Here is a 21,975-nt window from a genome sequence, read left to right as displayed (position 1 = left end):
ACCCCCATCTCGGCGGGCGTCCTGATCGGCAACCGCAAGCGGCACCACTTTGTTCCCGTTTGCAAAACAGGCTCGGGCAAGACCGGTGATCTATGCCGGGCCGATCTTGGAATGGGATGACCAGTATGACGATGCTTCTGGCCAAAGCGCGGCGGGAATATGAAAGCGGAGACCACAATTCCGCGTTTCAGACCCTGAAGACGGTGCTGGCGACCGAAGAGGACAATGCGCAGGCGCTGATCCTGACGGGTCTTATCGAGGAGAAGCGTGGGCATGGCGAAGCCGCCGCGCGCCACTTCGCCCGCGCCGCCGATCTCGATGCCGGCCGCTACAAGCCGCTGATCTTCAAGGCCGTGGAAAACCTGCTCTCCGCGTCAAGGCAGAATGAGGCCGTCTCGCTACTGAAGTCCGCCGGCGACAGGCGGCCGGATGACTATGATGTCGCCTACACGCTGTGCGCCCTGTTGCGCGAGGCCGGGCGTTATGACGAGGCGCTGCCCTATGCCGACTTTGTCGCGCCGCGTGCCATGGACTTCAACGGCTGGCTGAATGCCGGCATCGTCCTCTCCGGCCTTGGCCGCTACGACCAGGCCTATCCGTTGCTCCTGAAGGCCTACGGCGCCAATCCGTCGGAACGGCTGGCACTGAGCGAAGCCTTCTGGTGCGCCAGCTGCCTGTGCGATTTCGGCATGGCCGACCGGCTGCAGACGGAACTGGAAGCCGCCTATGCCGCCGAAGGGGCCGTCGCCGACATCCGTGAAAACGCCTTCCGCAATCTGACCTGGTGCGGCGATGAAGAGATCAATGCCCGCACCAGCCGCCGCACGGCGGAAGTGCTGCTGCCGCCGGTCGCGCCGAAATGGAAATCGACGCGGCAGCGCGCACCGGACGAGCCGGTGCGGATCGGCTATCTCTCCTGCGACTTCCACGACCATGCGACCATGGCGCTGTTTGCCGGGGTGCTCGATCGCCACGACCGCGAACGCTTCGAGGTCTACGGCATCTGCCACACCGCCCGCAGCCGCCGGCACGAGAAGATGCATTTGCGCTTCCTCGACAGCGTCGACTACTACATCGACATCCTCGACATGGACGACGATGCGGCAGCCGTCGCCATCCGCGATTGCGAGCTCGATATCCTCGTCGACCTCAAGGGCTACACGCAGGGAAGCCGGATCGCTATCTTCTGCCGTCGGCCCGCGCCGGTGCAGGTCACCTATCTCGGCTTTCCCGGCAGCGTTGCCGGCGCCGGCATCGATTACGCCATCACCGACCGGATCGTCACGCCGGACTTGAGCGCCGCCTTCTACCAGGAAAAGCTCCTGCGCATGCCGGGAAGCTACCAGGCAAACGATGCGACCCGGCCGCAGATTGTCCGAAAGGGCGCGCGCGCCGACCACGGCCTTCCCGAGCATGTGATCGTCTTCTGCTCTTTCAACCAATCGCAGAAGATCCGCGGTTCCGTCTTCCGCGCCTGGATGCGGATCCTGCGGCAGGTCGAGGGCTCGGTTCTCTGGCTGGCGGCGCAGACGCCGATGGCGGAGGAGTTCCTGTGCCGGGCCGCCGAAGCGGAGGGTGTCGCCCGTTCGCGCATCGTTTTCGCGCCGAAGGTGGCGATGGCGGACCATCTGCAGCGCATCGCCATGGCGGATATCGCGCTCGACACCGGCCCCTATAACGGCCACACCACGACGTCGGACGCGCTGTGGGCCGGCGTGCCGGTGGTCGGCTGGAAGGGCACCAACTTCGCCGGCCGGGTAACGGAAAGCCTGCTGGCCGCTGTCGGCCTGCGCGAACTTGTTGCCCCGAATCTGGACGGATTCGTGCAAATCGCAGTCGAACTGGCAGAAAACGAGACGCGCCGGACCGAGCTCAAAAAACATCTTGTGAATTGCCGCAAGTCGGCCCCGCTTTTCGACACGATTTCCTTTACACGGGACTTCGAAAATTGCCTTATGGGCGTACTGGCTGACGTAACGTCAGCTTGAGGCAAGTTACCGGGAATACTTGCATTTCCGTCGACAAGAATACCGGCCACCTCGCAATTGGTCGGCATGACGGAGGAAGGGAACCGCCTTCCCTTCCTCCGTCACAAACCATCATGGATGGTCAGGCCGAAAGGCCGTATTTGCCCAATTCTTCCTTGAGATTGTCAGCGCCGGTGAAGTGGATGGCGTTCCATCCGTAGGCCTTCGCGGCCGCGATGTTGGCGGCGGAATCGTCGATGAATAGTGTCGCCGATGGCGTCAGCCCGAAGTCCTTCGTGTGCCGGTCGTAGATCGCCGGGTCGGGCTTGATCAGCCCGATGTCGCCGGACACGGTGACGCCGCGCGGCAACTTCAGGAAGGGGAAAATCTCCTGCGCCTGCCGGAACGTGTCGGAGGCGAAGTTCGTCAGCATCGTCACGTCGCGGCCTTCGTCGATAAAGCCGGTCATGATGGCGACGCTGCCGTCATAGGCATGCGGCACCATCTCGTGCCAATGCTTGCGGAACGCGCGGATGCTGTCTTCATGATCCGGATAGACCGCGATCAGGGCATCCTCAGCCTCTTCCCATGTTCGGCCCCGGTCCTGTTCGACGTTCCACTCGTGCGTGCAGACATTGGCGAAGAACCATGCCCGCTCTTGTGGATCGGGGATGATCCGCGAGAAGGGCAACTCGGCATCATAATGAATGAGCACACGGCCGATGTCGAAGACGATGTGGCGAATGTCTGCAGTCATGCTGTCGTCCTATCCTTTTGCCTTGAAAGCGTCCGGTATAGCGGCGGCGACTGCTTTTTTCATGACTGTCGGCAGCGCCTCGGCATCAAGATTTGTAACCGGCGCCCACCATCCGTCATTGCGCTCCCGGCGCGTGACGTCGGCCCGGAAGACCGAAAGCCTGAGCTCGAAATGGGTGAAGACATGGCTGATGTCGCCGGCCGCCCGCCAGTCCGCGGCAAAGGGGGCGGCGTCGGTGCCGGTCTCGCCGTCCTGCCTTGAGGTCCACTCGGTCGTCGGTACCTCCGTCATGCCGCCGAGCAGACCGCGATCCTCGCGGCGCTTGAGAAAGACGGTGCCGTCGCCGGCTACGGCAACAAACGCCGCGCCGCGCCGCAGCGGTTTCGCCTTCTTCGCCGCCTTCACTGGATAGCGCTCGGGATCGCCGTCGGCGAGCGCAAGGCAGCTCTCCTTGAAGGGACAGAGGATGCAACTTGGCCGCTTCGGCGTGCAGGTGGTGGCGCCGAGATCCATCATCGCCTGGGCAAAATCGCCGGGGCGGTCCGAAGGCGTCAGCGCCGCCACCTTCGCCTTCATCTGCGGCTTGGCGCCGGGCAGGGGATCGGAATTGGCGTAGAGCCTGGAAATTACCCGCTCGACATTGCCGTCCATCACCGCCGCCGGCCGGTCGAACGCAATCGCCGCCACGGCCGCCGACGTGTAGTCGCCGATGCCGGGCAGTGCCTTCAGCCCGTCCTCCGTGTCGGGAAACCGGCCGCCATGCTCGCGGGCGACGGCTTCCGCGCATTTCTTCAGGTTGCGGGCACGGGCGTAGTAGCCGAGGCCGGCCCAGGCCGCCATCACATCGGCGGTGTCGGCGTCGGCGAGGTCGGTGACGGTCGGCCAGCGCGAGGTGAAGACCTCGAAATAGGCCTTCACCGCCTGCACGGTGGTCTGCTGCAGCATGACCTCCGACAGCCAGACGCGGTACGGATCCGGCTTGATGCCGCGCGCCGCCATCGGCGGCGAGACCCGCCAGGGCAGGTCGCGATGGTGCCGGTCGTACCAGGCGAGAAGGTCGGAAGATCTCGGAGAACTGGGGATTTTGGTGTTCCTGGGCGTCATTGTTTGCGGCGGATTCGCGAAAGTGCGATACTTGTGGCCGAACGTGCGTCGCCGATCAAGGCAAAGACGCCGAACGAGGCAAGATGCGACCGCCGAAACAAGGTGCCAAATACGGAGCCAGACAGATCGCCGAGGCCGCCAACGGCATCATCGATCCGCTGCTGGCCAAGCGCGCCGGCATTTCGTCCGCGCTTCTGGCTGGTTGGGACGGCATCGTCGGCGACGAGTTTGCCGATTGTACCCGGCCGGAAAAGATCTCCTGGGACCGCCGCGTTTCCGAGAGCGGAACGGGCGGCGGCTATCAGCCGGGAACGCTGATCATCGCCTGCGAAGGCGCCCGCGCGCTGTTTCTCACCCATGCGCAGGGCGAACTGATCGGCCGCATCAACAGCTTCTTCGGCTTTCCGGCGATCCGCCAGATCCGTATCGTCCAGAAGCCGGTATCCGTCGCGCCGGTGAGGCGTCCGCTGCCGGCGCTGCGTGGGGAGGCCGCCCGCAAGCTTGACGGCATGATGGAAGGCATCGAGGACGACAAGCTGCGCCAGGCGATCGAGCGGCTCGGCCGCGGCGTGCTGGCAGCAAAACGCGGTCGCTGATATTTCTTCTGGCCGTGGATGAAGTGCTGGTCGTGTTGCGGTCACAATTGTTTGAAGATAGTCCGGTCAAACAAACCTTGTAAGCTGCCGGTCGCCGCGATATCCGGGTGCCGACAGTTTTTTCGCGAATTCGATTACACGATAGGTGACTATATGCCGAAAGCCGAACTTGAAATTTCGAAGCGCCGCCTGCTCGGGGGCATCGCCGTCGGTGCGGTAGCACTGGCGCTCGCCGCCTGCTCGGATAGCAAGGACGAAAGCGCGCAGAAATCCAGCGATCCGGCTCAGGCCAAGACCGATCCGACCGAGACCGCTTCCACCGACAAGCCGGCGACCGAGGCAAAGGTGGACGTGCCCGAAGCCGAAGGCTCCGTCGACGTCGCCAAGCTGATGGAGCCCGGCCCGCTGCCGGAAGAATCCGTCGGCAAGGCCGACGCGCCTGTCACCATCGTCGAATACATGTCGATGACCTGCCCGCATTGCGCGCGCTTCTCCAACAACGTCTTCGAAGAGATCAAGAAGAAGTATATCGACACCGGCAAGGTGCGCTTCATCCTGCGCGAATTCCCGCTCGACAACCTCGCCGCCGCCGCCATCATGCTGGCGCGCTGCGCCCCGGAAGGCCAGTATTTCCCCTTCGTCGAAGTGCTGTTCAAGCAGCAGATCACCTGGGCGACCGCCGACGACAAGAGCGCGGCGCTGCTGCAGATGTCGAAACTCGCCGGTTTTACACAGGAGAGCTTCCAGGCCTGCTTGACGAACCAGAAACTTCTCGATGATGTGACGGCAGTGAAAAACCGGGCTGCGACGGAGTTTGGCGTCAACGGCACCCCGACCTTCTTCATCGACGGGAAGCGCTATTCTGGAGAAATGTCGGTTGAACAGATGTCAGCGCTCATCGACCCGCTGCTTTGATCCGTCCGATGTCTTGACAAAGACGGGCCACGGCCACCGCCGTGCGCCCGTTTTTTTGCGTCTTGGCGCGTACCCCTCCCCAACCCCTCCCCACAAGGGGGAGGGGCTTAACCCGACGCGAATGCTCGATTTGCGATTTGTGCGGGACGCGGCCACGAGTGTTCTCCCCCCTTGTGGGGGAGATGGCCGGCAGGCCAGAGGGGGTCTTTATTCCAAGCATGCTCGATTGATCCATGGAGCCCCGGCCCCATGAAGTTCAACAAGCTGCGCCTCGTCGGTTTCAAATCCTTTGTGGAACCCTCCGAATTCTTCATCGAGGAGGGGCTGACCGGCGTCGTCGGGCCGAACGGCTGCGGCAAGTCCAATCTGGTCGAAGCGCTGCGCTGGGTCATGGGGGAAAACTCCTACAAGAACATGCGCGCCTCCGGCATGGACGACGTCATCTTCTCCGGCTCCGGCAACCGTCCGGCGCGCAACACGGCGGAAGTCGGCCTCTATCTCGACAACTCGGATCGCACGGCACCCGCCGCCTTCAATGACGCCGACGAGATCCAGGTGACCCGCCGCATCGAGCGCGAGCAGGGCTCCGTCTACCGCATCAACGGCAAGGAGGCGCGCGCCAAGGACGTGCAGTTGCTCTTCGCCGATGCCTCCACCGGCGCGCGTTCGCCCTCCATGGTCGGGCAGGGACGCATCGGCGAGCTGATCCAGGCGAAGCCCCAGGCCCGCCGCCAGCTGCTCGAAGAGGCGGCCGGCATTTCCGGCCTGCATTCCCGCCGCCACGAGGCGGAGCTCCGGCTGCGTGCCGCCGAATCCAATCTCGAACGTCTGGACGACGTGACTTCGCAGCTCGAAAGCCAGATCGAGAGCCTCAAGCGCCAGGCCCGCCAGGCGTCGCGCTTCAAGTCTCTGTCGGCCGATATCCGCGCCCGCGAAGCCATGCTCTTGCATATCCGCTGGGTGCAGGCAAAGGACGCCGAGGGGGAAGCGACCAGCGAACTCAATCAGACGACGGCGGTCGTCGCGGAGCGCGCGCAGGCCCAGATGGAGGCCGCCAAGTCGCAAGGCGTCGCGAGCCTGAAACTGCCGGAGTTGCGCGAGAACGAGGCGGCGATGGCCGCCGCCCTGCAGCGCCTGCAGATCGCCCGCACGCAGCTTGAGGAGGATGCCAACCGCGTCCTGCGCCGGCGCGAGGAACTGACCCGCCGCCTGGCGCAGCTTGCCCAGGATATCGAGCGCGAAAGCCGGCTTGTCGCAGACAATGCCGCCATCCTGGCGAGGCTTGATGCCGAAGAGGCGGAGCTGAAGGCGGTGCTTGCCGATTCCGGCCGCATGTCGCAGGAGGTCAAGGATGCCTTCGTTGCCGCGTCCGACACGCTGGCCGCTTCGGAAAAGACGCTTGCCTCGCTGACGGCCGAACGCGCCGAGGCGGCGGCGCTGCGCCATCAGCTGGAGCGCGCCATCCGTGATCTCGCCGACCGCAAGCTGCGTCTCGACCGGCAGATGCAGGAAACGAATGCCGAAGTCGCGGCGATTGCCGAGCGCATGTCGGCGCTTCCTGATCCGGCCGAGAAGCAGGAACTGGTCGAAGCCGCCGAGATTGCCCTGGAAGATGCCGGCATTGCCGTGCAGGACGCCGAGAGCCGCCTTGCCGACGCCCGCCGCCACGAGGCGGAAAGCCGCCAGCCCGTGGAGGCGGCGCGCTCGCGGGTCAATGCGCTGGAAACGGAAGCCCGCACGATTGCCCGCATGCTGTCGGCCGGCGAGGCCGCCGGCGAGTTCACACCCGTTGCCGATGCGCTGACAGTGACCAAGGGCTACGAGACGGCGCTCGGTGCCGCCCTTGGCGACGACCTTGAGTCCGCGCTTGATCCCGAAGCTCCCTCCTACTGGTATGAGAACGGCGACGGGCAGACCGATCCGGTCCTGCCGGCGGGCGCTGAACCGCTCTTGAAGCATGTCGAGGGACCGGCGGCGCTGACCCGCAGCCTGCGCCAGATCGGTCTGGTCGCCGATGTTGATGCCGCCCGGCTTGCCGCTCTTCTGCAGCCCGGCCAGAAGCTGGTGACGAAGGCCGGTGCCGTCTGGCGCTGGGATGGCCATGTGACCGGCGCCGATGCGCCGAGCGCCGCCGCCCTGCGTCTTTCCCAGAAAAACCGGCTTGCCGAACTGGAAGCCGAGAGCGACGAGGCCCGCATCGTGCTCGAGGATGCGGAGATCGCTCTCCGCGCCGCCGGCGACCGTATTCGCGCCGAGGAAGGCCAGCTCAACGCGGCCCGCGACACGGTGCGGCTGGCGACCCGGAGGGTGGCCGAAGCCCGCGAGGCGCTGGCGGCCGCCGAACGCGCCTCCGGCGACCTGATCCGCCGCCGCGACGTCTTGAATGAGGCGTTGGGGCAGATCCGTGCGCAGCTGGAAGAGGTCGTCATCCGCGAGGAGGACGCCCGCATCGAGATGGAGAGCGCCCCGGATCTCACCGATCTGGACGAGGCCCTGCGCGCCCAGCAACTCGACGTCGCCAACGGCCGCAGCGTGCTTGCCGAGGCCCGTGCCCGGCACGAGAGCCTGAACCGCGAAAACGAGGCGCGCGAACGGCGCATCGCCGCCATCGCCGAAGAACGCGCCGCCTGGAAGGCGCGGGCGGCCAATGCCGAGGAGCACATTCAGACGCTGCGCGACCGCGAGGAGGAGGCCCGTGAGGAGGCCGCCGATCTCGACGTCGCGCCGGAGGAAATGGAAGAGAAGCGCCGGGCGCTGATGACGGAGTTGCAGAAGGCGGAGGCAAACCGCCGCGACGCCGCCGATCGCCTCGCCGAAGCCGAAGCCATGCAGCGCCAGGCCGACCAGTCCGCCGCGCGCGCTCTCTCCGAACTCGCCGAAGCGCGCGAGAAGCGGGGCCGCGCCGAGGAGCGGCTGGTGTCCGCCCGCGAGCGTCGCCAGGACAGCGAAAACCTGATCCGCGAGGCGCTGCAATGCGCCCCGCACGAGGCCTTCCGCCTGACGGGCCTCAAAGTGATGGATGAGATCCCCGACCCGCGCGAGGTGGAGCGCGAACTGGAGCGGCTGAAGATCGAGCGCGAACGCTTGGGCGCCGTCAACCTGCGCGCCGAGGAAGAGCAGAAGGAGCTCTCCGAAAAGCTCGCGGCGCTCATCAAGGAGCGCGACGACATCATCGATGCGATCCGCAAGCTGCGCGGTGCGATCCAGAGCCTGAACCGCGAGGGCCGTGAACGGCTGCTGGCGGCCTTCGACGTCGTCAACGAGCAGTTCCGCCGTCTCTTCACCCACCTCTTCGGCGGCGGCACGGCCGAACTGCAGCTGATCGAATCCGAGGATCCGCTGGAAGCCGGCCTCGAAATCCTCGCCCGCCCGCCCGGCAAGAAGCCGCAGACGATGACGCTGCTGTCGGGCGGCGAACAGGCGCTGACGGCGATGGCGCTGATCTTCGCGGTCTTCCTGACCAATCCGGCGCCGATCTGCGTGCTCGACGAAGTGGACGCGCCGCTCGACGACCACAATGTCGAGCGCTACTGCAACCTGATGGACGAGATGACCCGCTCGACCGACACCCGCTTCATCGTGGTGACCCACAATCCGATCACCATGGCCCGCATGAACCGCCTGTTCGGCGTCACCATGGCCGAGCAGGGCGTGTCCCAGCTCGTCTCCGTCGACCTGCAGACCGCCGAGCGCCTGCGCGAGCCGGCCTGATCCTGCATTCATCCAACACACCCGGGAGAGGGCCTTTGAAGAAGACCGTATTCGCCGTGTCGTGCCTGCTGATGATTCAGGGGGCGGTCTTCGCTGAGGAGAAGCCGGTACCGCTCGCCGGCCAGAACCTGGGCGAGGTGCTGGACAAGTCCGAAGCCCGTCGCAAGGTGGTGGAGAAATTGCGCTACGGTGTTCCAGGCCTGCCGAGCTGGGCGCGCTATTTCATCCGCCGCAACGACTATGTCTCCACACCGTCGGAGGAGGTCGAGATCGGCGGGACGAAATACCAGCTCTTCCACACCTGCCAGCCCGGCAATTGCTCCGGCATGCAGATGCACATCCTGTTTTCCGCCGACGGCAAGGAAGCCTGGATGCGGCTCTTTGAGAAGGGCAAGCCCGACATTTTCCTCGGAGAGCCGCATGAGGGGCAGAAGAAGGCGTTGTTGGAGAAGGACGGGCTTTGAGCGAGTGTGGATTAAGGGGCGGCCGAGGGTGCTTTGCGTCTTCAAGTCGGCGGTACGCGCGGTCGCTTGCCGTTTCTGAAGGCGGTCATTTTTCGCAGTGAAGGCTCGTCGCCTTTGCGCCAAGGGGGCACATATCCAAGCGTCCCACGCAGGCCCGCTCCCGACCAGATTCCGGACAAATTCGACCTCGAGATATACCGTTTAGGGCATTTCCCTTTTATATTGGATCATATTCCCAAGAGTTGAAGAAGTTTCGCGCTCCTTGTTGCTCGACGGATTCGGTGCGTTGTCCGATCCTGTCCCGTAGGCCAGATACAGAGCGCCCGGCTGCCTCGATCATCTTGCTCGCGGGCGAACAGCAAAGTAGGAGTATCGATGCGTCTCTATCGCCAACACCCATCTGCGAACCTTGCTGGTCCACGTCACTCAAGCGGCAAAGCACACGCCCAATCACCGCGGCGTTTAGCTAACACCACAGGAGTAGCGGCAGGAAAGTCAGCCTCGTTTCCACACAGAGTAGCGTTGATGCCAATTTTGTCTGGCAACCATAGACCGCCTGTAAAACCTCAGGAAAAAAGAATGCGGAACGACTTGGCCGGGACGCCCGCCGGGGTTTCGCCTGAGGAGACAATGCTCGCATGCTGAAAGTGATCGCGGCGGCGGCTGGATTGCTGATGCTCACCGTCTTTTTCGTTGGCGTTGAACTGGATCGTCGCGAGCATGAAACTAGGATGATACCCTTTATCAAACGAACTCCTTCCCTTCAGATCATGGTCAGAAATCCATTCGCCTGTGGCGAGTGCGATGTTGAGATTTTTGAAATGGAACCGGCAGAACGCATTGATGAGATGCGCGAATTTTGCAGTGCGCGTTTCGGCCTGCACAATCTGCGCGCCTGTCACGCAATATTTGCCGAGGGGCAGCGACAGATTCGTAGCGAAATGCAGTCTTTGGAAGCTATCGACACTGTCGTTGAAGCATTCGTAAATTCAGCAAACGTGGAGAATGGCAGCAATCTGGTCGCTATGCCGGTCAATAGAAAAGTGGTCTTGACTGAATGTGCAGTCCCCCTCAAAGCCACTTGGCGGAATGATGCTGACCATGTCCGGCGCGTAAATGTCCACTGCAGTGATGCAGGCGAGCCGGGTTCATTGCCGTGGGATATTAGCCTTCCTGTTAAAACCAGTGTCGGTGGACCCCAGAGATGAAGAGATTTCAATCAAATCCGGCCTCGTCCTGCAATGACCGCAACGGGCCGACGGTCGTCATGTCGCAGAAGCGCCAACACCAGACATTGACAAAGTATGGCCTACGCGGTGTTTTGCCACCAGAATGACTGAAGCGTGAGGACTTGTCGTGGCTCCTGTAGGTTTCCGGACCGCCTCTTCAAATGACTACTCGTCCATCACCGACCTTCACGTTCGTGTAAGTGGTGAGGCTTATGCAGGCATTCTCCCCCCAGACTACTTGGCCAATGTTATGCCGGATGAGAAGGCCAAGCTTTGGGAGCGACGCCTGGCTTCTCCTATCCAGTTCGAGAAGATCTCGATCACCTTAGCAGAGGTACACACCGATCTGGTGGGATTTACATGTTTTGTTTTTGATGAGGAGACGCATTTCGGGACCTACCTGCACAACCTGTATGTTGACCGATCCTTTCAAGGAAACAGGCTTGGCCCAAGGCTCCTCATCGAAAGCATTAGTCGCTTTTCATCAGAACGCCGGGAAATGCCTGTTCATCTCCTCACGCTACGCGAGAACTATCAGGCGCGCAGACTTTACGACCGACTCGATGGCAACTTGATTGAAGAGAAGCAGAACGTCATGAGCCGCTATCCGGAAGTCACTTTTGTACGCTACCGGTGGCCGTCCGCGCGAATGATGGCTTCGAACGCGTCGGCTCTTTGTACGCCTTTGCGTGGAACAAGTGGTCGTTGACGGTCGGTCTCGCTTGTCCGCTTCGCGCCGAACTCGGACCAAATCGCCGGATGTCCGCTATCGCGGTTCGGTACTCAAACATCGGACAGCCCGCTCACGGCCCCAAAACAGCCGTCACCCCCCAATAAACGCCTTGAACTTGTCCGCCCAGTCCTTGTGCCAGCGCGACAGGGCAGGGCGGTTTTCGATGATGTCGCCGATCGCCCAGCCCATGCGCTTTTCGTCAAGCACGCGCGGCGTGTCGTTGTCGGGGCAAAGGATGTAGAAGTCGCCGCGTTCCAGGCTTTCCAGCATGAAGTCGACGGTCTGCTCGGCCGTCCAGGCGCCGTCGGGCTTCGGGCCGCCATTGGCGGCGGTCAGCCCCGTATGCACCCAGCCGGGGATCAGCAGATGGGCCTGCATGGCGCTGTCCGGCAGGTTGCGCAGCTCGTGGGCAAGCGCCTCGGTGAATGCCTTCACGCCGGCCTTGGAGACGTTGTAGGCCGGGTTGCCGGGCGGCGTGGTGATGCCCTGCTTGGAGCCGGTGTTGATGACGATGGCGGGCTTGCCATGCGCCTTCATCGCCGGACCGAAGACCTGCGTGCCATTGATCACGCCCCAGAGATTGACGCCGAGAATGCTTTCGAACGGGCCTGCCTCGCCGAGGCAGGCGGATGCCGGGCCGATCCCGGCATTGTTCATCAGCACGGAGACCGGCGGCAGCTCGGCGGCGATCGTCTCGGCCGCCTGTTCCAGCGTCTTGCGGTTGGAGACATCGACGCCGAGCGCCAGAACGCGTGCGCCGGAGGCCGAAAGTGCTGCTGCGGACTTCTCCAGCGTTTCGCCGGGCAGGTCGAGCATGGCGATCGCCATGCCCTTTGCGGCAAGCGCCTTGGCTGCGGCAAGACCGATGCCGGATGCGGCGCCGGTGATGACGGCCGTCTGGCCGGAAACGATGGCGGGGTGGCTCACGGTGGGTTCCTCCTTGCGATGATGCCGCGCCGCCCGTCGATCGGGGATCTTCGGGCGGCGCTGGTCGTTGACCATCAACATAGGCAAGAGCGGTGCGGAGGCAACCGCAAAGCGTCAGGCGGCGAGCGAACCGTCGACGATGATCACCGGCCGGTTCTGCGAGCACCGCTCGATGCGGGCCTCGACGCGGTAGACGTCGCGCAGCAGCTGTTCCGTGATGACGTCCTCCACCGGGCCGGAAACGATCATGGTGCCATTGGCAATCACGATGGCATTGTGACAGTAGCGCAGCGCGTGGTTGATGTCGTGCAGTGCGATCATCACCGCCATGCCTTCGGTCGCCGCCAGACGGCGCATGAAGGTCAGCACCTCGATCTGCCGCGACAGGTCGAGCGCGGAGGTCGGCTCGTCCATCAGCAGGATCTCCGGCTTGCGCACCAGCGCCTGAGCGATGGCCGCAAGCTGCCGCTGGCCGCCCGACAGTTCGCCGAGATTGCGGAAGGCGAGGTCGTTGATGCGCAGCGCCTTCAGGATCATGTCGATCAGCTTCAGCTCGCTGTCGGCCACGCGCCAGCCGCCGGTCTTCTGCTTGGCGGCGAGAAGGATGGATTCGTAGACCGTCAGCACGGCATTGGCGCTGGTGTCCTGCGGCATGTAGCAGGCAGCCTCGTCCGGATCGGCAGCGCCGGTGATCGTCACCGTGCCGGCGCCGGGCAGCAGCCCGGCGATGCGCTTGAAGAGCGTCGACTTGCCGGCGGCGTTGGGGCCGATGACCGCCGTCAGTTCGCCGCCCTTCAGCAGGTCGGCGGACACGCCGGAGACGATCTCGCGCCTGCCGTAGCGGGCGCCGACTTCGGTAAGGGTGAGGGTTACCATGCGCGTCTCCTGTTGGTGAAGATCAGCGAGAAGAAGAAGGGCACGCCGACAAGCGCGGTGATGACGCCGATCGGCAGCACGGCGCCGGGGATCAGCATCTTCGACAGGATCGAGGTCAGCGACAGCATGAGCGCGCCGGAGAGCAGCGAGGCGGGCAGGAAGAAGCGCTGGTCCTCGCCGACGATCATGCGGGCGATATGCGGGCCGACGAGGCCGACGAAACCGATCGTGCCGACGAAGGCCACCGGAATGGCGGCGAGCAGGCTGACCGTCAGCATTGTCTGCAGCCGCAGCCGGCGCACATTGATGCCGAAGCTTGCCGCCTTGTCGTCACCGAGACGCAGCGCCGTCAGCGCCCAGGAATTGCGGATGAACAGCGGAATGGTGACGATGAGCACGGCGGCGGTGATGTAGACCTTCGGCCATGTCGCCTTGGTCAGCGATCCCATGGTCCAGAAGACGACGGCGGCAAGCGCCTGTTCCGAGGCCAGATACTGCATCAGCGCCAGCAGCGCATTGAAGGTGAAGACCAGCGCAATGCCGAGCAGGACCATGGTTTCGACAGTCACGCCGCGCATCGACGAGGCGAAGTGGATGAACAGCGCCGCCACCATCGCCATCAGGAAGGCGTTGAGCGGGATCATGTATTCCACCGCGCCCGGCACGAAGGCAACACCGGCGACGAGCGCCAGCGAGGCGCCGAAGCCGGCGGCCGCCGAAATGCCGAGGGTGAACGGGCTTGCGAGCGGATTGGCAAGGATCGTCTGCATCTGCGCGCCCGACGCCGACAGTGCCGCGCCGACGGTGATCGCCATCAGCGCCACCGGCATGCGGATGTCCCAGATGACAACGCGCAGCTGCACGTCGGACCCGGCGGGGTCGAGAAGTGCCGAGAAGACCTGGGTCAGCGTGTAGCGCGCCGGTCCCAGCGCCATGTCGGTGGCGACCGAGAGGATGAGGGCGATCGTCAGGCCGGCAAGGATCAGCAGCCGGCGCGTGACGAGACCGCGATAGAGGATGCGGCTTTCGCTCGCCGTATCTGCCTCTGCGTTGGCAAGGGTCATCCGTTTGTTCCTTCCTTCAGGGCAACCGCGTAGCCGGGCTTGTAGTCGACCGGCAGGAACGTCTCGTGCAGCGTGCGCAGCGTCTGGTCCGGATCGAGGTCGGCAAACAGGTCCGGGTGGAACCACTTGGCAAACTGCTGGACGGCGACGAAATCGTAGGGCGTGCCGTAGAACTGGTGCCAGATGGCATAGACATGTCCCTTCTTCACCGCATCGAGGCTCGCGAAAGGCTGGTCTTCCATCAGGCCTTCAAGCCGTACCCGCGCCTTGGCGAGATCGGCGCCCGGGCCGAGGCTGACGAAGCGGTTGATGTCGGAGGAGCCGGTCCAGTTGGCGCCGGTCACCATGACGATGTCGGGATTGGCGGTAATCAGCTGTTCCGGGTTGAGGTCGCCGAAGATGGTCTTGAAATAGTCGGAGCCGACATTGTGCCCACCGGCCAGCGCGATCATCTTGCCGAAGTTCAGCGGACCGAAGGTGCGGCAGCAGCCAATGGTCCCGTAGATGCCGGGCGCGCGTTCGAGATAGACGGACGGTTGCTTGAGGTCGGGATGCTGCTTCAGGCGGTCTGCGACGACGGCCAGCTGTTCGCGGCGGAAGTCGATCAGCTTCTCGGCCCGCTCCTCGTTTCCGAAGATGTCGCCGAGCGCGCGGATCGAGCGTTCCATGTTGGCGTCGGGATCGGCGCGGAAATCGATGTAGACGAGCTTGATGCCGGCGGCGGCCAGCTTCTCTTCAAGGCCGCTTTCCTCCGCCGCCTTCTCGGATTCGAGATTGAGCGTCATGACATCCGGTTTGAGCGCGATCGCCGCTTCCAGATTGAAGGTTCCGTCGCCGACATAGCCGAAGCGCGGCAGATCGGCGATCTGCGGGAATTTTTCGAGGTAGCTGTTGTAGGTGTCGAGGTCCTTGCTGATCAGGTCGTCACGCCAGCCGACGATCGTGTCGAAGGTCTGCAGGCCCTTGATCGCCGCAACCACGCTCACCTGCCGTGCCTCGCCAAGCAGCACGCGCTTGGCCGGCGCATCGATTTCGACGGTGCGGCCGGCGGCATCTTCGATGGTGACGGTCTTGGCCGACGCGAACTGGGGGGCCAGAAACGCAAAAGCCGCCAGAGCGGCAGCCGGCAGAAAACGGATCAATGTCATGTCATGCTCCAGAAAATGAACCCGGCGGGATGGGGTTCCCGCCGGGTGATCGTCTTGTCAGCCGCCGTAGTTCACGGACACGAAGTATCCGCTCTCATACGGGACGGGCAGGAAACGCTTGTGCAGTTCGGAGAAGGTCGCGTCCGGGTCGAGGTCCTTGAAGAGGTCCGGATGCAGCCACTTGGCGATCTGCTGGATGGCCACGAACTGATAGGGATTGTTGTAGAACTGGTGCCAGATGGCGTGGACATTGCCTTCCTTCACCGCCTTGATGCCGGTGAAGCCCGGGCGGTCCATCAGGGCGGAAAGCTTTCGTGCCGCTTCCTTCTGGTCCGCGCCGGCGCCGAGGCCGACCCAGTTGCCGCCCGGAACGTAGAGTTCCCAGTTGGCGCCGGTGACGATCACCTGGTCGGGATCGGATGCGATGATCTGCTCCGGATTGACCGTGCCGAACGTGCCGGGAATGATGTCCTTCGCCATGTTGATGCCACCGGCGATCTCGACCATCTTGCCGAAATTCTCGTCGCCGAAGGACATGCAGCAATCGTCGGAATAGCCGCCGGCGCGTTCCATGAAGACCACCGGCTTCTTCTCGTCCGGATGGGCGGCGAGAACGTCGGTCACCTTGGCGATTTCTTCTTCGCGGAACTTGATGAAGTCCTCGGCGCGGTCTTCCTTGCCGTAGAGCTTGCCGATCAGGCGCATGCTCGGCTCGGTGTTTTCCATCGGCTTCTCGCGGAAGTCGACGTAGACGACCGGAATGCCGACCTTGGCGAGCTTTTCGATGTAGCCGGCTTCCTCGGTGGCTGCCTTCGCGTCGATGTTCATGATGATGACATCGGGACGCAGCGCCACGGCCTGTTCAATGTCGAACGTGCCGTCCTTGATGCCGCCGAAGGTCGGCAGCTTGTCCATCTCCGGATACTGGCGGAGGTATTCGTTGTAGCCGTCGAGATCGGCCTTCTTGAAATCGTCACGCCAGCCGACGACGCGCTTGAACGGGGCGTCCGTGTCGAGTGCCGCGGTGAAATAGATCTGCCGGCCTTCGCCCAGAATGACCCGCTCCACCGGAACGGAGACCTCGACCTTGCGGCCGGTGATGTCTGTGAGGGTCGTCATGTCGCCGGCAAAGGCGAAGCTCGTGGAAAGCGTGGCGTAGAGGGTCGCGGCAAGCGCCGAGCGGCTCAATAATTTCATCATTTCCTCTCCGGAATTGTGCTGGACCTTAAAAATCAATGCTGATAATCAGGCTCAAGTTTCGCCATATTTAAGATGATAAATTTGGTCAAGAAATATCTTTTGGAGCGGTTCTAAACTGCCGCTTGCAGCCACTGGAAGAGACGATGACGGACGCGCTTGCAAACTTCGATTTGCGTGATGAAATAAAGGCTTACTGGTCCGAACGGGCGGCGACCTTCGATGACCAGCCAGGCCATGAGATTTTCTCCGAGGCCGAGCGCGCCGCCTGGCACAACCTGATCCGCAGACATCTCGGCGAGGGCCGTGGCCGCAAGGCCCTCGACCTTGCCTGTGGCACAGCCGTCGTCTCGCATCTGATGGACGATCTTGGCTTCGAGGTCACCGGCATGGACTGGTCGGAAACGATGCTGGAGAAGGCCCGCGCCAAGGCCGCAAGCCGCAAGCGCCGCATCCGTTTCGTTGTCGGCGATGCCGAGAACACGATGGAGCAGGATGCAAGCTACGATGTCATCATCAACCGCCACCTCGTCTGGACGCTTGTCGATCCCCAGGCAGCGTTCCGCGAGTGGTTCCGCGTGCTCAAACCCGGCGGCAAGCTGCTCGTCATCGATGGCGACTTCGTCAACAAGGGCCTGGTCGCACGCTTCGCCTCATGGCTGGCGACGAAGCTCAACGGTCCGCAGGACGGCCACGGCGCGGTGCGCAGCGCCGAGATGATGAAGACCCATCGCAGCATCCTGTCGCGCGTCCATTTTTCCGAAGGCGCGAGAGCTGATGCCGTCGCCGCCCTGCTCGCCGAAGCCGGGTTTTCCCCGGTCAAGGCCGATCATGGGATGCGGCCCATCCACCGCGCCCAGGCCGCCAATTTCTCGTTCCTGAAAGGCCTCGAGCGTAGCACCCAGCACCGCTATGCCATCCTCGCCATAAAGCCGAAGGACTGATCGCCCGCGGACCTTTCTGTCGCACCGCTGAAACATTTTTTGTGCGATGCACCATTGTGCCACAGTTTTGATTTTTCATTTGGAGTCGAATGCATTAGGCTCCGGCTTAAAATGACAAAAGGCAAATGGGAATGACGAAGTGGGTCTACACGTTCGGGAACGGAAAGGCCGAGGGGGGAGCGTCTGATCGCGATCTGCTGGGGGGCAAGGGCGCCAATCTGGCAGAGATGGCAAGTCTGGGATTGCCGGTGCCGCCCGGCATGACGATCGTCGCGGACGCCTGTGCCTGGTTCTACGAAAACGGTCATACGCTGCCGGAAGCACTCGCCGGCCAGGTTCTCGAGGCGCTCGCCGCCATAGAGGCCGACACGGGCCGCAAGTTCGCAGGCTCCGAGCGTCCGCTTCTGCTTTCGGTGCGCTCCGGCGCGCGGGTCTCCATGCCCGGCATGATGGACACCGTCCTCAACCTCGGCCTGAATGACGAGACCGTGCAGGCGCTCGGCCACGACGCCGGCGACGCCCGTTTCGCCTGGGACAGCTACCGCCGCTTCATCCAGATGTATGCCGACGTGGTGATGGGCCTCGATCACGACTTCTTCGAGGACATCCTCGAAGAGGAAAAGGGCCGGCTCGGCATCGAGAACGACACGGATATCACCGCCGTCGAATGGCAGACCATCGTGGCGCGCTACAAGACGCTGATCGAGGACGAGCTCGGCGAACCCTTTCCGCAGGACCCGGTGGAGCAGCTCTGGGGCGCCGTCGCCGCCGTCTTCAAGAGCTGGATGAACCCGCGCGCCGTCACCTACCGGCATCTGCACGACATTCCGGAAGCCTGGGGCACGGCGGTCAACGTCCAGTCGATGGTGTTCGGCAATCTTGGCAATGCGTCGGCGACCGGCGTCGCCTTCACCCGCAATCCCTCGACCGGCGAAAAGATGCTCTATGGCGAGTTCCTGGTGAATGCCCAGGGCGAGGATGTTGTGGCCGGCATCCGCACCCCGCAGAGCATCACCGAGGCCGGCCGCATCGCCTCCGGCATGGACAAGCCGTCGCTCGAAAAGCTGATGCCAGAGGCGTTCGCGGAGCTGAGCGCCATCGCCACCCGGCTCGAGGAACACTACTGCGACATGCAGGACCTGGAATTCACCATCGAGCGCGGCAAGCTGTGGATGCTGCAGACCCGCTCCGGCAAGCGCACCGCCAAGGCCGGCATGAAGATCGCCGTCGACATGGTCGACGAAGGCGTGATCGACCTCGACGAAGCGATCATGCGCGTCGAACCGTCGTCGCTCGACCAGCTGCTGCACCCGACCGTCGATCCGCGCGCCAACGCGCCGGTGATCGGCTCCGGTCTCCCCGCGTCTCCGGGGGCTGCAACGGGCGAGATCGTCTTCTCCGCCGAGGAAGCCGTCGCCGCCCAGAACGAGGGCCGCAAGGTCATTCTTGTGCGGGTCGAGACCAGCCCGGAAGACATTCACGGCATGCATGTCGCCGAAGGCATCCTGACGACGCGTGGCGGCATGACCAGCCATGCGGCGGTGGTTGCCCGCGGCATGGGCATTCCCTGCGTCACCGGCGCCGGCACCATGCGCGTCGACATGCGCAACGAGGTGCTGCTCGGGCTCGGCGTCGTCCTGAAGCGCGGCGACGTGATCACCATCGACGGTTCGTCCGGCCATGTCATGCGCGGCTCCGTGCCGACGCTGCAGCCGGAACTCTCCGGCGATTTCGGCCGCATCATGGGCTGGGCCGACAGCGTGCGCCGCATGACGGTGCGCACCAATGCCGACACCCCGACCGACGCCCACTCTGCCCGTTCCTTCGGCGCCGAGGGCATCGGCCTCTGCCGCACCGAACACATGTTCTTCGAAGGCGACCGCATCCACGCCATGCGCGAGATGATCCTCGCCGAAAGCGTCGAGGGCCGGCAGGCCGCGCTCGACAAGCTCCTGCCGATGCAGCGCTCCGACTTCACCGAGCTTTTCACCATCATGCACGGCATGCCGGTCACGATCCGCCTGCTCGATCCGCCTTTGCACGAGTTCCTGCCGAAGAACGACGAGGAGGTGGCAGAGGTCGCCGCCGCCATGGGCATGGATGCCATCACCATGCGCGAGCGCATCGACGCCCTGCACGAGTTCAACCCGATGCTCGGCCATCGCGGCTGCCGTCTGGCGATCTCGCACCCGGAAATCGTCGAGATGCAGGCCCGCGCCATCTTCGAGGCCGCCGTCGTCGCCGCCGTCGAGACCGGCGCGCCGGTCGTGCCGGAAATCATGGTGCCGCTGGTCGGCCTTCGCGCCGAACTCGACTACGTCAAGGACCGCATCGATGCGATCGCCCGTGCCGTCATCACCGAAAGCGGCACCGAGCTTTCCTATCTCGTCGGCACCATGATCGAGCTGCCGCGCGCCGCGCTTCGCGCCCATGAGATCGCCGAGGCCGCCGAATTCTTCTCTTTCGGCACCAACGACCTGACGCAGACGACCTTCGGCATATCCCGCGACGATGCCGCCGCCTTCTTGAATACCTACCAGCGCAAGGGCGTGATCGACCACGATCCGTTCATCTCGATCGACCTCGACGGCGTCGGCGAACTGATGAAGCTCGCCTCCGAGCGCGGCCGCAAGACGAGACCCGACATGAAGCTCGGCATCTGCGGCGAGCATGGCGGCGACCCGGTCTCGATCCATTTCTGCGAGACGATCGGCCTCGATTACGTCTCCTGCTCGCCCTTCCGCGTGCCGATCGCAAGGCTCGCCGCAGCGCAGGCGGCGATCCGGGTGAAGCGGGGGTGAGGGATGCGTCATGAAAAGTGACCGGTTGAAACCGGCCTTTGATTGCGTATCCATGTCGCTATGATGCCCCGAGCGAATCGAGGAATTGCCGATCTCATGAATTTTCGAAGACTGGTCAGCCAAGGCGCTTTCCCGCTAGTCGTCCTCATGACCCTGGCGACGACCGCCTCCGCCCACCAGCTTGGTGGGCCGATGGGCGGTTTCGGCAGCGGCTTCGAACATCCGCTACTTGGCGGCGACCATTTCCTGGCGATGCTGGCCGTCGGCCTCTGGGGCGCGCAGATGGGCGGACGTTCGGTCTGGACCCTGCCGGCGACCTTCCCGATGATCATGTGCGTCGGCGGCGTGCTCGGCATGATGGGCCTCGTGCCGGACAACATCGTCGTCATGGCGATCGCCATTTCGCTGATCGTGCTCGGTGGTGTCATCGCGCTACGCTGGAAGGCGCCGGAAGCGGTCGCCATCATCATCATCGCCTTCTTCGCCATCTTCCACGGCTATGCCCACGGCCGTTTCCTGCCGGCCGCCGCCGATCCCGCGGCCTACGCGGTCGGCTTCGTGGTCTCGACCGGCCTCATCCACGTCGCCGGCGTCGGCATCGGTCTGCTGCTCGGCCGGTATTATGACGGCCTCATCATCCGTCTCGGCGGTGCCTTGATCGCGCTCGCCGGCATCTATTATCTTCTCGCATGAGTGCACGACGAACCAGCAAGGGCAGCCAGAACCGGCCGGCGAAGAAACCTAGGCCGAAGCTCTCCGCGCCCATGCCCGCCATTCCGCAAAAGGCCTGGCACCAGCGCGACGGCTTCCGCTTCTCCGCCGGCTTCCTCGGCATCGGCTTCGTACTGCTGTTCTTCTCGCAGGTTTTCCCGCACGAATACGGCTTCACCGAGCTCGGCTTCCTCTTCACCTTCTCCGTCTACGACCTCGTCCTGGCGATGATCGGCCTTGCCGTCGTCTGCGCGCAGGCAACGACGCGGCAGTTCGCCCGCATCGCGCTCACCTTCTTCGGCGTGCTTGTCGTCATGCTGAGCTTCTTCCCGCCGATCTTCAGTCTGATCCAGTCGACGGGCGCATCCGGCTATCTGTTTCTCGTAGCACCCTTGGCCCTGATGATTTCCGGCGCGGTGATGTGGCTGCCGAGCGAGCGGCGCTTTCCGTTCGCCGTCGCGTCTGCCGCCATCATCGCCTTTTCCCTGTCGCTGTTCATCGGGCTCGATGATTTCGGCACCAGCGTCTTCCAGTTCGCCATGGGCGCGGTGCTGACCGCCCTGTGGATGATCCTCGCGCCCGCCTTTCTCCTGCGGCAGTTTCCCGGCCCGTGGATCCGCATTGCCGGCCGCATCATCGGCAGCTGGCTGATCGTCATCGGCATCATCGAGCTTGCCGCCATGTACGCCCCGGAACTCGGCGCCAAGCTGCCGGCGCCGCAGCTGCCGACGCCGGGTGACGTGGAAAATCCGGCCTTCCAGACGCTGCAGGTGCCGCTCGATCCGTCCGCTGCGGATGACATCGCGCCGGAGGAGTGATCCGTCGCCCGTC

At 63.8% G+C, this 21,975-nt stretch carries 18 protein-coding genes; 11 read left to right on the top strand and 7 right to left on the bottom strand.

Annotated features, from left to right (window positions below; genetic code table 11):
- Positions 1 to 125: 125 nt before the first annotated feature.
- Positions 126 to 1,988, top strand: a complete 1,863-nt coding sequence (locus tag ACU5AY_RS12630; RefSeq protein ID WP_446826484.1) for a tetratricopeptide repeat protein — start codon at positions 126 to 128, stop codon at positions 1,986 to 1,988.
- A gap of 121 nt (positions 1,989 to 2,109) precedes the next feature.
- Here the strand turns inward: ACU5AY_RS12630 and ACU5AY_RS12625 are convergent, their stop codons facing one another.
- Positions 2,110 to 2,724, bottom strand: coding sequence for an HAD-IA family hydrolase (locus ACU5AY_RS12625; RefSeq protein WP_446826483.1), 615 nt, complete (start codon positions 2,722 to 2,724; stop codon positions 2,110 to 2,112).
- A gap of 9 nt (positions 2,725 to 2,733) precedes the next feature.
- Entirely contained in the window at positions 2,734 to 3,828 is a 1,095-nt protein-coding gene (mutY, locus tag ACU5AY_RS12620) for an A/G-specific adenine glycosylase (RefSeq protein WP_446826482.1), read from the bottom strand.
- Positions 3,829 to 3,911: 83 nt separating this feature from the next.
- Here mutY and ACU5AY_RS12615 point away from each other — a divergent pair, with 83 nt between their 5' ends.
- The 6 genes from ACU5AY_RS12615 to ACU5AY_RS12590 all read left to right on the top strand — a co-directional run bounded on the left by ACU5AY_RS12615 (position 3,912) and on the right by ACU5AY_RS12590 (position 11,452).
- Entirely contained in the window at positions 3,912 to 4,424 is a 513-nt protein-coding gene (locus ACU5AY_RS12615) for a DUF721 domain-containing protein (protein ID WP_446826481.1), read from the top strand.
- A gap of 153 nt (positions 4,425 to 4,577) precedes the next feature.
- Positions 4,578 to 5,339, top strand: a complete 762-nt coding sequence (locus tag ACU5AY_RS12610; RefSeq protein ID WP_446826480.1) for a DsbA family protein — start codon at positions 4,578 to 4,580, stop codon at positions 5,337 to 5,339.
- A gap of 249 nt (positions 5,340 to 5,588) precedes the next feature.
- Entirely contained in the window at positions 5,589 to 9,050 is a 3,462-nt protein-coding gene (locus tag ACU5AY_RS12605) for a chromosome segregation SMC family protein (RefSeq protein WP_446826479.1), read from the top strand.
- 35 nt (positions 9,051 to 9,085) lie between these two features.
- The gene (locus tag ACU5AY_RS12600; RefSeq protein ID WP_446826478.1) at positions 9,086 to 9,514 is read left to right on the top strand and encodes an Ivy family c-type lysozyme inhibitor; all 429 of its coding nucleotides are present in this window, start codon (positions 9,086 to 9,088) and stop codon (positions 9,512 to 9,514) included.
- Positions 9,515 to 10,152: 638 nt separating this feature from the next.
- Positions 10,153 to 10,722, top strand: coding sequence for a hypothetical protein (locus ACU5AY_RS12595; RefSeq protein WP_446826477.1), 570 nt, complete (start codon positions 10,153 to 10,155; stop codon positions 10,720 to 10,722).
- A 148-nt stretch (positions 10,723 to 10,870) separates the two neighbouring features.
- Positions 10,871 to 11,452 (top strand): GNAT family N-acetyltransferase, encoded by a 582-nt coding sequence (locus tag ACU5AY_RS12590; protein WP_446826476.1) that lies wholly within the window; start codon positions 10,871 to 10,873, stop codon positions 11,450 to 11,452.
- A gap of 114 nt (positions 11,453 to 11,566) precedes the next feature.
- On the opposite strand, the gene ACU5AY_RS12585 is transcribed toward ACU5AY_RS12590, so the two are convergent.
- The 5 genes from ACU5AY_RS12585 to ACU5AY_RS12565 form a co-directional block, all read right to left on the bottom strand.
- The gene (locus ACU5AY_RS12585; RefSeq protein ID WP_446826475.1) at positions 11,567 to 12,403 is read right to left on the bottom strand and encodes an SDR family NAD(P)-dependent oxidoreductase; all 837 of its coding nucleotides are present in this window, start codon (positions 12,401 to 12,403) and stop codon (positions 11,567 to 11,569) included.
- A gap of 114 nt (positions 12,404 to 12,517) precedes the next feature.
- Positions 12,518 to 13,279: an ABC transporter ATP-binding protein gene (locus tag ACU5AY_RS12580; RefSeq protein WP_446825044.1), complete on the bottom strand. Its 762-nt coding sequence runs from the start codon at positions 13,277 to 13,279 to the stop codon at positions 12,518 to 12,520.
- Positions 13,273 to 14,343: a FecCD family ABC transporter permease gene (locus ACU5AY_RS12575; protein WP_446826474.1), complete on the bottom strand. Its 1,071-nt coding sequence runs from the start codon at positions 14,341 to 14,343 to the stop codon at positions 13,273 to 13,275. Before ACU5AY_RS12575 ends, ACU5AY_RS12580 begins: the two co-directional genes overlap by 7 nt.
- On the bottom strand, positions 14,340 to 15,491 hold the full coding sequence (locus ACU5AY_RS12570; RefSeq protein WP_446826473.1) for an ABC transporter substrate-binding protein: 1,152 nt from the start codon (positions 15,489 to 15,491) through the stop codon (positions 14,340 to 14,342). The genes ACU5AY_RS12575 and ACU5AY_RS12570 overlap by 4 nt, the downstream gene beginning before the upstream one ends.
- A gap of 57 nt (positions 15,492 to 15,548) precedes the next feature.
- Entirely contained in the window at positions 15,549 to 16,688 is a 1,140-nt protein-coding gene (locus ACU5AY_RS12565; protein WP_446825930.1) for an ABC transporter substrate-binding protein, read from the bottom strand.
- 146 nt (positions 16,689 to 16,834) lie between these two features.
- Between ACU5AY_RS12565 and ACU5AY_RS12560 the strand changes: the two genes are divergently transcribed.
- From ACU5AY_RS12560 to ACU5AY_RS12545, 4 genes are all read left to right on the top strand, one after another.
- On the top strand, positions 16,835 to 17,632 hold the full coding sequence (locus tag ACU5AY_RS12560; protein ID WP_446825041.1) for a class I SAM-dependent methyltransferase: 798 nt from the start codon (positions 16,835 to 16,837) through the stop codon (positions 17,630 to 17,632).
- A gap of 131 nt (positions 17,633 to 17,763) precedes the next feature.
- On the top strand, positions 17,764 to 20,433 hold the full coding sequence (ppdK, locus tag ACU5AY_RS12555; protein ID WP_446826472.1) for a pyruvate, phosphate dikinase: 2,670 nt from the start codon (positions 17,764 to 17,766) through the stop codon (positions 20,431 to 20,433).
- Positions 20,434 to 20,529: 96 nt separating this feature from the next.
- Positions 20,530 to 21,126, top strand: coding sequence for a HupE/UreJ family protein (locus ACU5AY_RS12550; protein WP_446825039.1), 597 nt, complete (start codon positions 20,530 to 20,532; stop codon positions 21,124 to 21,126).
- A complete protein-coding gene (locus ACU5AY_RS12545; protein WP_446826471.1) occupies positions 21,123 to 21,962 on the top strand; it encodes a hypothetical protein in 840 nt (279 codons plus the stop codon). The genes ACU5AY_RS12550 and ACU5AY_RS12545 overlap by 4 nt, the downstream gene beginning before the upstream one ends.
- Positions 21,963 to 21,975: the final 13 nt, after the last annotated feature.

The organism is Rhizobium sp. PAMB 3174 (assembly GCF_052908375.1).
Note: the sequence above shows the minus strand (reverse complement) of the source record. Positions and strands in the feature narration are given on the sequence as shown.